Here is a 14,709-nt window from a genome sequence, read left to right on the forward strand (position 1 = left end):
GTCAAGTCTCGACAGCCTGTTCGGATCAAGCAATATGTACCGCACCCGAGCCTGCCACTGGCCGTACTGTTTTTTCCTCAATCCAAACACCGGCGATTACCCGCCGGTTGCAACACATCGAGGAAAAACCATGTCTGCTCCCCCACTGCCGTATTTTTTCGACGAGGCAGAACTTGCTTCCAAAGCCAAACAGCCCGATGAACGCGAAAAGGAACTGTCCTTCACGCTTGATGACCTGAAGTGGTTGCAGGTTGTTTATCTGGCGACACATGAAATCCGTATCGCCAATAGCAAGCCCATGCACGTCGATCAGCTGCTTTTAAGCGTGCCTGATGCACCCGATATCCCCCTGGCCGGCGCTTTTGCCATGAGCCGGCCCAACGATGGAGAAGTCACGCTCTACACACCGTGGAAAGGCCTGATCAAATTCGCGGACATGGAGGACCTCAAAAGCAGACTCAAGGAATGGTTGGCACAGCCCACTGGGAAGCGTGAGTTATTGCGCTTTCTCTCCATCGAACAACGCAGCGCTTTACCCGCCGCCACTGCGCCAGACATTGCCACGCAAATAATCGAAGGTGCGGTGTTCCAGGACCAGGCGCTTACACTCGAGCGCAATCAGGCTCAGAACATCACGTCAATGATGGGCGAGCTGGTCAAGCTGCCAACGCTGCAATCAATGCTGGACGAGACCCTCAAGAACGCGTTGAACAAACCGTTCCCCAAACTGGACCAGCGCCTTACTCGACTGAAGAGCTTTGTCAGGACGATTTCAGCCTCCGACGGCAGCGATTACCAGCATGCGCTTTCCTCGCATTCACTGAGCGATGCCCTGTTGCATTACTACCTGACCAACGAGTGGCCGACTGGCGATTCCAGAGTGTTTTCCAATCCCCAACACAGTGTGAGCAGCGACGCCGATAACCAGGCCTGGGAAAGCGCACTCAAAGAGATCGCGCAAAGTTTTACCCCTCACTTGCAGAGCCTGCTCAAGACGTTCTGGAACACACCGATGAGCAACGGGCAGTCACGCAGGGAGTTATTTGCCGAGGGTTTGCGCGATACCTTTCACGTGAAACTTTTGCTTCAGCGTCAGCAAAGTGTTCTAACGACGCAGGAATACCTGCGACTGATGAATGTCAGCCTCGAACCTGAAACCGTCGATCCTCTTCGCATCGAAAAAGTGCGTATCACCGCCCCCTTCAAGCATTACGCGCAGCTGGCCTCGACCTTGATGATCGGCAGCCGCGAAACCCTGGGCTTTCTGTACACCCAGTCCAGAGGCATCGAGGCAACGAGCGACCTGCCCGCGGTCCGGGAAATCGTCCTGGAGATGATGAAAAGCGAAGGCCACGAAGACACGCTGCTCAACTTCATGTCTTTGGACGAACGCTGCACGTTTCTTTCATTGGAGCCGGATGAGCGCGTCATTGTCGGTGAACCGATCATCAGCCCGGTGTTTGAACAATTGATGGACGACATCCTTGGCAAACAACGGGAGAACCTGTCCCACGCGCTGAGCCGTTACCGTGAAAGCGAAGGTACACAGGATCCCCATGCCTTACTCGACAAAGCACTGGATGTCCGGGGACTGATCGACGATCGACTGCTGGCAGCCGATGCCGAAGGACGCTGGAGTACACACGCCGACCAGCGCCGGAGCGCGCAACCGGCCACCGTTCGTGCCGAGTCGGCCAAAGAGCAACTGGCCCGACTCTCCTCCGTTAAGGTGGCGCTCGACCAACTCCTCGAAAACCACCCGGTCATTCCCACAACAACCCGCACGACTACCGAGGCGCAGCGCATCGTCGATTCGTCGCTCGGGAGCTTGCAATCGAGTTTCACTCACACCCTGTCAACGGCATTGCGCAGTGAATTGAAGCTGCACACCGTTATGCGCACCTTGGGTGCGACGGAACAGGCGATTATCAAAACCGTGCTTGATACCCCGGTACGCTTGCAGCGAGCTGCATTGAACGGCTTTTTGCCGGACGTATTTTCCTTGGCGTTGAAGGCAAGCGAAGCCACGGACCCGTTGAAACTGGCCAGTTGTTTTGTGCTGACTGAACGTGGAGGCCTAGACCCGAAGCATTCGGGCAAGGCGATCTTGTGGACGCCGGCGTCGGGATTTGAAGCCTTCAGGGCATTGACTCCGTTGCTGACCGAGCTGGATCGACGCCTCAAGGACGCCGATGATCGCACCACCCTTCTGGAGAACCTTGGACGTAGCGAGAGAGTGGCTGGGCAGACTTACACCCTGGCGCCGCCGCAGCGAATAGATGAGCATTTTCTCGATCACGTGCAAAAGCCCTATGTCCAGCTGGACCAAGCGTGCGTCACCCGTGCGCTGGCCACGAAGCTTCCCGCAACGACCCTGGCCAGTCTTCTGAAGCTGGTGGCGCTGCGTCAACCGATGACGGGGTTAGACCGTGCGGCGGACATTGCCCAATCCCTGACGACCCAGCAAAAACTGCCGGCATGGCTGGCCAAGGCGTCCATTCAAGACCAGATACTGCATGGGGAGTTGCTTCAGCAATACCTCAACAACGTTACCGACGATCAGGACTACCTCACCGGCATACGCTCCCTGGCGCGCACGGCGCACCATGAACTTAAAAAACAGCTCAAGGCTGACACCTTCAACATCGATCCGGACAAAATCCAGATACAGATCGAAAGACGTTCGAGGTCTGCCGCCAGCACCCAGACCCTGACCGACTTTGCACTGACCCATTTCAAGGATCTGGACAAAACCCATTTCAAACTGGTGTCGCTTGATAACACCGAGATTCCCGAGGACATGGACCAAAGCTACATCAGAGACCTGATACGAAACTTGAAGCTGGGTGAACATCAACAAAAAACATTGAACGAAGCCTTTGCAGACACCCAGGCAAACGCAGCGAACCGCAGGAAGCGGTTTTACACGCAATTACCCTGGCAGCTGATGCATTACGCCCACACGGAAAAACTGCAGGAGCGCCTGAGCGAGACGGGGTTTGATCTGATACGCCAAGTCATGGACATGCCTGATGCTATCGCCCGCGCGGCAGTCGACGGCGCCCACGCGATCATCCGCCCACTTGAGCTCCTGGGCATCAAGAGTGAACAGGCGCTCAAAGTGCCAGGCGTCTATCTGATCGGCTCATCAGCCGATAGCACCGCGCCACAGGTCCTTGTCGCGCCTCACAGCCCTCGGCACGGAGTGAAAGAATATAAGAATGAAACACAACTGCTGACAGAACTGAAGACTCGCGGCGGGCTACTCGACTGGGTACTCATGAACCTCCCGCAGCCTGATCGGATACTGCTTGAGTACAGGATGGCGACCTCCAGTAACCGCCTCCCCGAAGTGACGCTGGCGTCCAATCCGATCAAGGGGAATCTGTTCAAACAATTGTTCAACGACAACGTCGAGTTATTAGTCCGATTGCTCGGTTGTCAGACCGATGACAACAAGCAGGGTGAATGGGCAACCATCAAGCATGTGCTGGGTGAAGATTTGCAGGAGGCATTTACGTTCTTGACGGGCAAGCTTGCCTACCCGATCACGGTGTGGCGCAGTTATCGCGACATCAAGCAATCGGCCGAAGACCTTCAGATGCACAAATGGGGGCCCGCGATAAAAGAGTTCATCAGCGGCATTGCACAACTCGCCACGTTGCGACAATCGCTGGAAGCTCAAGCGAAGCCATCTTCTACGCCAAGTGCACCTGCGCCAGAAACGCCCGATACCCGGTTCAAATGGCAGAACGTTGCCATTACAGCCCCCGAACGTACGCAGTTGAAGCGTCATGAAAGCATCGACGTCGATCTGAATTCGCTCACATTAAACTCGAGGCTTGGGCTCTATACCCATCCGACGACAAAAAAAACCTACGCACCGGTTGAAGGAAAGGTATATCCGGTCCAAAAGCGTGGCACACGCTGGCGCATCGCCGACACAAAAATTCGTGGTCCTCGGCTGAGTCAGAACGTGTCGAAACAATGGGTTCTGGATAGGCAAACGCCAGCGCCCCGTTTCAGCATCGGCAATCGGTTGCGCACCGCATATTCGGTTTGGGAGGGCATGAACGTCGATGCCAGTGGAATGCCCGAAATCCGTCGACTGTTTCCGCAAAAGGCTCGTCAGATTGACGAAGCGCTGGACCTGGCAACCACCTATGCCTGGAACTGCTTTCAAAACCTGCAATTGTTGAAGTCTTCCGACAAAACGGTTACCCCCGTGCATCAACTCATCATGGATTTTATTGATGTACCGCAAGTGCAGTCCGCGCATGTGGAGCAGCTTGAAAAAGTCTTTGGCGACGTTTTTTCGGCCTTGTTGGACCCCTCACTCAGAAAGCCGAAGACCAGTCGTTTTGTAATCGGCAGGGCGGTCAGTGGCGCGGCAACTACATTCGGCTTCACCGTTCCAAAGGATGCAAAGCAGAAAATTTATCTGGCAGAAAAATTCTTCGACACCGGTTTCGACACATACCGCCCACATCTTACCGACCCTGCCTTCCCTATCAACACGCATGCCCGAGCAGTCACCCTTATTCATGAGCTTTCCCACCTCGTCTGCAACACCGAAGACATTGCTTACCTCGATTCCGGCAGACCATTTTCCCATCTGTTTGAAACGACCAGCGCAACCGCCAGTGACCTCAAGAACGCGTTGACCACGCTTCAGGACACCGCACTCTCGATCAAGACCCCCCTGACTCAGCTGTTCATGACCGAGGATCCTGATACCGGTGTGTGGGAGGATCCGGGCAGCACTTCTTATGAAAATACTGATCGGGTAAAAGCGCATATATTGACCTTGACCGGCGGAGAAAACCTGAGCGGCGCCCGCAAAACCTTCAAGAAAAATCCACTGATCAGACTCAAGGTGCAACTCGGCAACGCCGACAGCGTTGCATGGCTCATCAGCCATATGGGGCGCCAACTGCACACCAGCACTCCATGAATCAGAAAAATAAATTCCCATTTGATGGGTAATTGCCATGACGGTTGTTCTCGCAGACTTCCTCACAAGGTTAGAATGCAGGAAATCAGGATGAGTCAATGACCGACAACCCTCTCTCGCAAGCCGAATACGACGCTGTCACCGATGCCGCTGCGCATTGGTGCATGCGTCTGCACGCCATCGATTGCACTGCTGAAGAGCGGCTGGCGTTCGAGCAATGGCATGACGCTCATCCGCTTCACGCGTTCGAGTACGAGGCCATGCTGGAGATCTGGGATGTCGCGGGCGACCTGCCACGTCCAGAAACCGTGGTGGTCCCGATGGTCCGCGCCAAACCTGCTACGCCTTGGCGCACCTTCGGTATCGCCGCCGCGGTTTGCGCCATGGCGTTGCCACTGGCGGCCTATAGCGGCTGGAACCTGGGCTGGCTACCCAACTCCTACCAACATTTCGAGGCGAACGACAATGTCCGCCAGGTCACCCTGAGCGATGGCAGTCAGGTAGAACTGAACCTGGGCAGTGAGCTGACGTTCAGCAACTACAAGGATCAACGTCGGATTACGTTGAAAAAAGGCGAAGCCTTCTTTAGCGTCAGCCATGACACTCGACACCCCTTCATTGTCAAAGCGGCCGAAGGCAGGATTCGAGTCACCGGAACCAAATTCAACGTCTGGATGTATGAAGATCAGGTACGCGTGAACCTGATAGAAGGTTCGGTGCTGGTGAGCAGTAATGACGCCGTTGCGGGTGACGGTTTGCGCCTCGAGCCAGCGATGCAGGCGAGCTATAGACGCGGCGACTTCACTCCCCGGATCAGTCAGACCTACGACAATGACAACTCACTGGCGTGGCGCAGCGGAAAACTGGTGCTCGATGATCTGGCGCTGACCGACGCATTGCCATTGATCAATCGCTACTTGAACAAACCGGTGATGGTAGCCGACAACAGTACCGGCTCGATTCGTATCGGCGGCATCTACAACATCAAAGAGCTCAACAACCTGGTGGCTTCCCTGCCCAAGGTATTACCGGTCTACCTGACCCGCAACAAAGATGGCAATCCGGTCCTCAACTCCATTCCGCAACAAGCCCCAAAAAGCTGAAGGCCGCGACCCTTTACGGGGTGCGGCCTTCATTTCCTGGTTCAAGCATCTTCAGCGTTACTGTGCGGCCATCTTCCCGGCTTTTTCATCCTGCTCGCGGATCGTCCGAACCTGGTACTGCGGATCGGACGTGATCTGCTGTTCGGTGAACGGCAACACACTCAACTGCTTCCTGGAAAATGCCACGGTCTGATCTCTGGAGTACTTGGAGGCCGGATCACTGGATAGCGAGAACGCCAGCAGGCCCTGGGCCTGCGGTCCCTTGTCATCGAAAGTCACCACCTGCAAATAGCTGGTACCGCTGACGACTTCGAGTTTACCGTCGGTTCTCGACACGCTCTGAATGGCGTTATAAACCCCCAGAGTGCCAGGTCCACCGTGAATCGGCGTCTGCTGGCCGCCGCTGCTGACCACCTGGATATCACCCCAGCGACTGTCAGCCTTGAGCCCCATCTTGTTCACCTGATCTACCGACGCCAGCATCGATTCGCGAATCGCCTTGGCGACTTCCGGGCGATCCACCGCCAAGCCACGGGGGGTGTGTTGCGGGTCTTTCGGATCGAACGCCACACGCCAGAGGTCAGGCGTTTGCTGTAGCGACTCCATGACCTTCTGGAAATGCACAAACCCTAGACCACTGTCCAGATTCGCTCTGCGATCCCAAGCCTTGAGGCTGGCACACAGCGGCGTGAGCGCCGGCGCATCGGCACCCAGGTCCGCCGCACAGAACTGCAGAAGATCCGGCATCACTTGAGCTGCCTGATACACCTGGTCGTCCATCACCATGTGTTGCAGATCCGCCGCTGCTATTGGGCCGGTCTTGTTCAGCGTGCTCAGGCGATCCAGTGCAAAGCGTGAGCGCAGACCCAATGGCTGGCCGTCCTGGCTGATCAGTGGCGAAAAACCGGTGAGCGGTTGCGCCGGGTTGGCCATCCAGGCCGAATCGTTGGAGTGCTGCACAAAATCCTTGCGCAACAGCTGCGGCAGCTTGTCTGCCGCAAAAATGCCTTTTTGTGCAGCCGTCGGGTCGATGTCCCATGCACACGCGCTGTTGGAACCGTCGAGGACGATCATCTGCAACCCGGCCCGCGGATCACTGCATTTGGCCAGTTTGTCGGCACTGACATTCGGCACGACCGAGAGGTTCATGTACAGCGTCTGCCCCTGATCATCCGTCGCCAGGGTGTTGACCCACGGGATCCCCTGGATCTTGTGCACCGAGGCCTGCAAGTCCTTGAGGCTGACCGCGCGGTTCATTGCATACCATTGCTGCAAGACCCGATCGTTATCCAGATTGGCGTCGCGCAAGCTGTAGGCGAACTGGTTGTCCCAGTCGAGCTTTCCGGGCCATTGCACGATCGGACCGAACTGCGAACTGTAGACCACATGAGAAACCGGTCTGGTCTGGCCATCCGGTTGCTTCACGTTCACGGTCAGGGTCTGTTTCTTCATCGGCAATGACTTGCCGTCGAGCAGATAACGGGTCGAATCCTTGGGATCGAGTTGCAGGCGATACAAGGTGAAATGCTTGGACGAGTCCACGGTGTGGGTCCACGCCAGGTGCTGGTTGAAACCGATGTTGATCATCGGCAGCCCCGGCAACGCCGCGCCCATGACGTCCAGTTTGCCGGGAATGGTCAGGTGCATTTGATAGAAACGCATCCCGCCGACCCAAGGGAAATGCGGATTGGCCAGCAACATTCCGCGGCCGTTGAAAGAACGTTCACTGCCGACCGCCACGGCATTGCTGCCGCGATCCAGGGCAAAACGCTGCATGCGCGAGGCAGCCACCTGGAACGTCGCCGGTTCACCCGCCACATCAGCCACGGCTTTAGGTGGCGTCGCGCCGGCCAAGGCTTCGGCAAACTGCCCTACTCCGCCTTCGACCAGCAGGCGCCGCGTCAACTTGACCAGATCCTGGGCGGTAATCTCGCGCACCCAGTCGCCCTGACACTGCTGCGGCAAACCCTGCACCCGACGCTCTGTCAGCGAACGGTTATAGCCCGCCACATACCCTTCAATGAGATCGCGCACTGGCGGGGTTTGCGCCTGCCAGAAACCCTCGACGGCCTGTGGCGTGTTCAGCCAATTGAAAAACAGATCGCTGACCAGGTTTTCGCGTTCTTCGACCGTGAACTGATCCGGGCCGAAATAGCGTGAACGTTCGCCGTTCACGGTGGTGATCTCATTGGCCAGCAGGCACAGGTTGTCCTGAGCGTAGGCGTAACCAATGCCATAACCGAGCCCGCGCTCGTTGTCGGCACGGATATGCGGCACACCGAAACTGGTCCGGCGAATGTCGGCGCTCGCCTGCTCCGGCTGACTGCGTGCGTTTGCCGCAAGACTCAAGCCTACCAACACGCCTGCAAGGCTCAACCGGGTTAACTGCCTGGAAATAATCACGCTCGCTCCTGATCGAAAAGACAAACACCCTGCGTCATACACGCACTGCGCCTTCCCCTAGGAACGAAAGAAATGACAAAAATTTAGGCCGTGAAAGGCGCTTTTCACGGGTATCTCACAGGCCGCTGACGTGACGGCGACAAAATTTCTACATTCGGGGCTTCATTATTTGCCCTGCTCGTACGTCTTATTGAGTGAGAGCACCCATCACATTTCCTGGCCGGCTCGGAAAAGGAGTTTTAGCATGTACAACTCGCAACTGCCAACGGACGGTAGCAATGCGCCAAAGGGCTCTGCCATGGGCTCCGGTGTTTTCAGTCAACGGGGCGAGCGCAATGGCAACGAGCGGATCAGGCTGCTGCTCAAAAGCTTTGGTCTGCGAACCAGTCTGATCCGCCTCAAAGTCATCGACGCCTTGCTGACCGCCGCCGAAAGCGACCGTAGCCTTGGCGTGCGCGGCGTGCACAGCCACTTGCTGGACCTGGATATTCCCCTGTCCTTTCTCAGTGTGCGGGAAGTGTTGAAACGCTTGTGCAGCGAAGGCGTGATCACGCTCAATGCGGACAAAAGCTACAGCCTGCATCCGCACGCTGCAGCCATGCTCCATCGCGAGTGATCCGCTCAAGGTGCGTCGTTCAGGGTTTGACCTTGCGACGCATCACGCCATTGATCACCACCACGACCACCGCCACGCCGATGGCGATGTACTGAAACAGCTTCTCGCTGATGACGCCTGCGTTTTGCAGATACGAAAGGCCGAACATGATCCCCAACACCACGAGGGAGATCAGAATCGAGTATTTCAAACGTTGCGACTGAGTCATTGCGAGTTCCTGAACCTGAAAAATGTATCCGTTTTGTATCAGAACGCATGCCAAGCCCCTACCTTTCTCCGGGGATACGGCGCTACAAACGGGGTCTCATGTTACAGCCGATGAAGAGATTTGGCTTCATAGCGGCGATAACCATGAGGATTTTGAAATGTTCCGTCGAATCACACTGCTGATTCCCCTGCTCGCTCTCCTGACACTGAGCGGCTGCATCGTTTTCCCCCACGGCGGCTGGCACGGCGGTCACCATTACGACCGTGGCGGGCCGGGTTATTACCAGCATCGATAATGATTGGTTGTGTCAAAAAGCGTGAATAATTGAACATTCATTCGTAAGACAAATACCCCACCCAAAAACTTCTGAACAAATGCCCGCCCTGTCGCGGGCATTTTTCGTACATGCATATTCACTTCTTATTTCCTTCCCTGTGCACATCGAAACATAGCGATAACCATTGAAGCTTTCGGTCTCAATCGTCCATTTGAGCTATTCATATTCGATGATTACTCTCGGTGCATCGCAATAAACCCGCTATTAAATTTTGAGCAAAGAACAGGGATGCCATGCACAAGCCTTTAATCAATATCAGCCCCCACCATTTGTTTGGCTTTTGCCTTGCAGTAACTTTTTTCGAACTGCTGACCTATATGGCCAGCGACATGATTATGCCGGCCATGTTGACCGTCACCCGACAACTGGATGCCAGCCCCGACCATGTCCCCTACGCCTTCAATCTTTATCTGGCCGGCGGCATGCTTCTGCAATGGCTGATTGGCCCGCTGTCTGATCATTTCGGTCGCCGCCGGATGTTGCTCATCGGCTGTGCGGTATTCGCCCTGGCCTGTGCCGCAGCGTTCAACGTGCAAAGCATTTATGCGTTCAACGGCTTGCGACTGATTCAGGGCATGGGGTTGGGGTTTGTCATCGCGGTCAGCTACCCGGCCCTGCAAGAAGTTTTCTGCGAAGCCGACGCGGTCAAAATCATGGCGTTGTTGGGGAACGTTGCGCTGCTCTCCCCGCTTCTGGGACCGCTGCTCGGCAGTCTGCTGCTGGAATGGTTGTCCTGGCGGGAATTGTTTTTACTGCTGGGTCTCGGCGGCGTGATGGTCTGGCTCGGGCTTTACCTGTTCATGCCGGAAACCGTGGGCACCCTGCGCCACGACGGTCAGCGACTGGAAGCAGTGCGTTTTGAATGGCATGGCACCCTGCGCCGCTATGTCGCGTTGCTGACCAACCCGCAATTCCTTTGCGCCGCAGTCGCGCTGGGCGTGATGAGCCTGCCCTTGATTGCCTGGATCGGGTTGGCGCCGCTCTTGCTGATCCACAACCAGGGGCTTTCAACTCTGCACTATGGCCTGTGGCAAATCCCGGTGTTTGCGGCCGTCATTCTCGGCAATCTGATCCTCAACCGACTGATTGCCAACATTGAACTGCCACAACTGATTCGATATGCGCTTTGGCCGTTTTGCGGCGGACTCATCGCGCTAGTCGCCGTCAGCTTCTACGGTGCTTCGACAGTCGTGCTGATCAGCTGCCTGGCGCTTTACGCCGTTGGGCTTGGCATGAGCAATGCTGCGCTGTACCGGCTTGCGCTGTTCGCCAGCGACGACAGCAAAGGCCTGGTCTCGGCCATGATCGGCATGATATCGATCGCCGTCATGGGTGGCGGCGGCTCGCTTATTGCGGCCGCCGGTGCAGGTGACAGCCACGAGTCCTTCGCCCTGATGGCGGGTCTTGCGGGGCTTCTGTGCCTGGCGCCCCTAAGCCTGTTTCTGCGGCGTTCTCACATAGCGCTTGCCGTCTGACACCACACAGTAGGTCTTTTGATGATCCATTTACCTCATACCGATGCGCTCTGCGCGTTAACGCAACCCTATTGCCTGGATTCCGTACCCGAGGGTCTGTTCGACCGGGCGATGGGGGAAATCAGCCTGTTTCATTGTCACCACACGCCTGGCTACGAACGCTGGCTAAACGCCAACGGGCTCGATGCAAAGGACCTGGAGACACTGGATGTCTGGTCAAGACTGCCGCCGATCTTCGCCAACTATTTCAAACGTCACTTGTTGTTCGGTCCCACCGGCGAAGGCGCGCTGGAGCTGACCTCATCCGGCACCAGCGGCCAGAAGAGTCGCATGCGCTATGACCCTCGCAGCATGGCGGCGGCCCAAGGCATGGTGAGCCACATTTTCCGGCACTACGGCTGGGATACTCCGCAAAGCCCCTGCAATTATTTGCTCCTGAGCTACGAGCCCGAGGCGGCCATCACCTTGGGCACCGCTTACACCGACCAGTTTCTCTGCAGCTATGCGCCCGTCAATCGGGTCGTCTACGGATTGTGCCGGACGGGTAAAGGTCACGAGTTCGACCTGTTTGGCGTGATTCGCGCCTTACAGGAGTTTGCCGACGAGGGATTGCCCGTGCGGATTCTCGGATTTCCTGCGTTTCTTTCGCATGCGCTACAGCACATGGAAAACACCTGTGTACCGAATCTCGAGCTACCCGCTCAGTCATTGGTGTTTTTGGGGGGCGGCTGGAAAACCCAGGCAGCACAAGAGATTCCCCTGCTTGAACTGTATGCCCGAATCAACCGGCAATTAGGTATCGACCTGTCCCGCTGTCGGGATGGTTACGGTGCCGTCGAGCATGCCGTGCCCTATATCCAATGTGCCCACCATCATTTTCATGCACCCATTTACTCGAAGGTTTTCGTGCGCAACCCATCCGATTTCACGGTCCAGCCATACGGCCAGCGCGGCTTGCTGGAATTCGTCTCCCCGTACATTTCGTCAAGCCCTGCTCACGCTGTGGTCATGGGCGATCTGGCGACATTACACCCTGGCGCCAGTTGCGGATGTGGCCTGACGACTGATTGGTTCGAGCTGCACGGACGTGCCGGCACCACCGCCAGTCGCAGCTGCGCCATGGCGGCCTCAGAACTGCTCGGAGGGGTTTGATATGTACCTCATCAATGGCCAACTGCGTGACGACGTTACCCCGGAAAGCGCCCTCGACCGTCTTCAAAAACAATTGCCCAGGTTGCTTGCTGCACCGATCGACAGTGAGACCGTCATCGAAACCGCGGCTCGTTTCGCCACGCAACTACAGACTCGCAGCCTGAACCTGCCTCTGGACGACGATCAATGTCAGGGGCTGATCGAGTTCTGCCAGCGCAGCAACCTGAGCACGAAGCTTGAGCGGGAACTGGGTTCGCAACCCTGCTCGCTGAGGCGTATCGACTACCAGCAGCCACACTTTGAAAGTTGGCACCCCTTGGGGCTGGTGGTGCATGTGACGCCGGGCAATGCGCCGATGCTGGCGTTCTGCGCGGTTCTCGAAAGCCTGCTGGCCGGCAACATTAACTGGTTACGCCCCAGCGCCAGCGATGCGGGTTTGACTGCGCAATTGCTGGCTGCCTTTGTGCAGTGCGACACCCGTGGCAGGCTTGCCGAATTCGTCGCGGTGCTGCCCGTTGGTACTTCCCGTGTAGCCGATCTCTGCGCTCAGGCCGATGGCGTGTCAGCCTGGGGCGGCGAAAAGGCGCTCAAGGCGATTCGTCAGCAGATCCCCACCGGGTGTCGCTGGATCGATTGGGGGCACAGGATCAGTTTCGCTTATCTGTCGCCTGACGCGGCCACACCTTCGGCGCTGGATGCGTTGGTGGATGAGGTGTGCAGTCTGGATCAGCAAGCTTGTTCCAGTCCGCAATGGGTACTGGTGGACAGCAACGACCCGGCCATCCTGCAAAACCTGGGCGAGCGTTTGAGCGATGCCTTCAAACGTCGCGCGTCGCACTGGCCGGCGCTGGTGCCCACGGACCAGGAAGCGTGCGAGATCACCACCCGCACGGCCATGGCGCAACTGGATTATTGTTTTGCGAACCAGACCGGCCAGGTCTGGTCCGGCCACGGATGGAGGATCATCTGGGAGCACCATCAAACGCTCGCACCGTCGCCGCTGTTTCGTACGGTGCTGCTCAAGCCCGTGCCGCAACACTTGATCGCCGAGACGCTGTTGCCCTGGCGCACCGTCCTGCAAAGCTGCGCGCTGATTTGCTCTGCGGCAGAAACACCGGGCCTTGCTCGAGCGCTGGTCAACGCCGGCGTCACCCGTATTGCAGCGTGTGGCGGGATTCATGACGGCTACGCCGGTGAGCCCCATGATGGCGTTTACGCGCTGACGCGTCTGAGTCGCCGCCTCTCGGTGAGTCTGGCACCAGAGGTGCTGACGGGCCGTGCAACGCTCGACCCGGTCCCGCCCGCTCCTGACACCGCCCATGCGCCGATCATGGACAAACACACCTTCACGACCCAGCCGATGGGCGCCGCGGCGCAATTGTATTTTCGCTCAGGAGGGAGCAGCGGCACTCCGGCCCTCGCCGGTTTCAGCTATCGCGACTTCCAACGGCAGATGCGCGCAGCGGCCGACGGCCTGTTCGCCGCCGGGCTCGATCCGTCACAGGACCGGGTCATGAATCTGTTTTACGGCGGCAGCCTATACGGAGGTTTCCTCAGTTTTACCAAAATACTGGAACAGATGGGCGTCACCCATTTCCCCATGGGTGCGCCCCAGGACGATGACTTCAGCGAAATCGCCCAACTGATCGTTGACCAGCGTGTCACCGTGCTGATTGGCATGCCGAGCACCTTGCATCGTCTGTTCTTCAACGAGCAGGCCCGGCTCCGCACGTACGCTGGTATTGGCAAAGTGTTCCTCGGCGGCGAGCATCCGGGCCAAACCAGCCTGAGCCTCATGGAAAGCTGCGGAGTCTCGATGATCCGCTCGGCGATCTATGGCTCCGTCGACGCAGGTCCCTTGGGGCATGCGTGCGCAGCCACCGCGAACGGGGTGTTTCACTTGATGTGCGATACCCAGCATCTGGAAATCGTGCAGATCGAACAGGATGTACCGGTTCAGGCCAATGAGATCGGTCGCCTGCTGTTTACTTCACGAGCGCGGCAAGGCCAAACCGTGCGCCGATATGACGTGGGCGACACCGGTCGCTGGATACCTGGAGCCTGTCCGTGCGGGCTGGACTCACCCCGATTCGAACTGCTCCAGCGCCACGGAAAACTGGTGCGAATGGGCACGGAGTTCATTTCGCCTTCGGCTCTGCAGGATAGCGTCGGCGCGCCCATTCAGATTGTTCTGGACCACGCCCTTGATGGCGTCGAGCGGCTGACAGTTCTTACGGATGCAGACGCTGATCAGGTTCGCAAAGCATTGCTGAACCATGCAGCGCTGGCCAATGCCGTAAACGCCAACCTGTTAACTGTCGAAGTTCAAGTGTGCATGGAGCAAACGTTCACTCGAAACAAACACAGCGGCAAAACACCCTTGGTTATTGATAAAAGAAAATAAAAAACATCGCCTACTAACTTGTCTTTAACCACCAAAGACGCCTGATATAAAAAAGAG

At 57.1% G+C, this 14,709-nt stretch carries 9 protein-coding genes; 7 read left to right on the forward strand and 2 right to left on the reverse strand.

The window, feature by feature from the left end:
- The first annotated feature begins 130 nt into the window (after positions 1-130).
- Together ACA059_RS16380 and ACA059_RS16385 are read left to right on the forward strand one after the other, a co-directional pair.
- Complete coding sequence (locus ACA059_RS16380) at positions 131-4,954, forward strand: dermonecrotic toxin domain-containing protein (protein WP_497630094.1); 4,824 nt, start codon at positions 131-133, stop codon at positions 4,952-4,954.
- Between the two features lie 98 nt (positions 4,955-5,052).
- Positions 5,053-6,057 (forward strand): FecR family protein, encoded by a 1,005-nt coding sequence (locus ACA059_RS16385; protein WP_497630095.1) that lies wholly within the window; start codon positions 5,053-5,055, stop codon positions 6,055-6,057.
- 57 nt (positions 6,058-6,114) lie between these two features.
- Here the strand turns inward: ACA059_RS16385 and pvdQ are convergent, their stop codons facing one another.
- The gene (gene pvdQ / locus ACA059_RS16390) at positions 6,115-8,460 is read right to left on the reverse strand and encodes a bifunctional acylase PvdQ (protein WP_497630096.1); all 2,346 of its coding nucleotides are present in this window, start codon (positions 8,458-8,460) and stop codon (positions 6,115-6,117) included.
- 244 nt (positions 8,461-8,704) lie between these two features.
- On the opposite strand from pvdQ, the gene ACA059_RS16395 reads away from it, so the two are divergent.
- Positions 8,705-9,076: a fe2+ zn2+ uptake regulation protein gene (locus tag ACA059_RS16395; RefSeq protein WP_497630097.1), complete on the forward strand. Its 372-nt coding sequence runs from the start codon at positions 8,705-8,707 to the stop codon at positions 9,074-9,076.
- 19 nt (positions 9,077-9,095) lie between these two features.
- On the opposite strand, the gene ACA059_RS16400 is transcribed toward ACA059_RS16395, so the two are convergent.
- On the reverse strand, positions 9,096-9,284 hold the full coding sequence (locus ACA059_RS16400; RefSeq protein WP_123364971.1) for a hypothetical protein: 189 nt from the start codon (positions 9,282-9,284) through the stop codon (positions 9,096-9,098).
- Between the two features lie 157 nt (positions 9,285-9,441).
- On the opposite strand from ACA059_RS16400, the gene ACA059_RS16405 reads away from it, so the two are divergent.
- The 4 genes from ACA059_RS16405 to ACA059_RS16420 all read left to right on the forward strand — a co-directional run bounded on the left by ACA059_RS16405 (position 9,442) and on the right by ACA059_RS16420 (position 14,652).
- A complete protein-coding gene (locus ACA059_RS16405) occupies positions 9,442-9,579 on the forward strand; it encodes a hypothetical protein (RefSeq protein WP_008155215.1) in 138 nt (45 codons plus the stop codon).
- 275 nt (positions 9,580-9,854) lie between these two features.
- Positions 9,855-11,096, forward strand: a complete 1,242-nt coding sequence (locus ACA059_RS16410) for an MFS transporter (protein WP_497630098.1) — start codon at positions 9,855-9,857, stop codon at positions 11,094-11,096.
- 21 nt (positions 11,097-11,117) lie between these two features.
- On the forward strand, positions 11,118-12,248 hold the full coding sequence (locus tag ACA059_RS16415) for a LuxE/PaaK family acyltransferase (protein WP_497630099.1): 1,131 nt from the start codon (positions 11,118-11,120) through the stop codon (positions 12,246-12,248).
- A gap of 1 nt (position 12,249) precedes the next feature.
- Positions 12,250-14,652, forward strand: coding sequence for an aldehyde dehydrogenase family protein (locus ACA059_RS16420; RefSeq protein WP_497630100.1), 2,403 nt, complete (start codon positions 12,250-12,252; stop codon positions 14,650-14,652).
- Positions 14,653-14,709: the final 57 nt, after the last annotated feature.

This window comes from Pseudomonas sp. LBUM1647, from assembly GCF_059716175.1.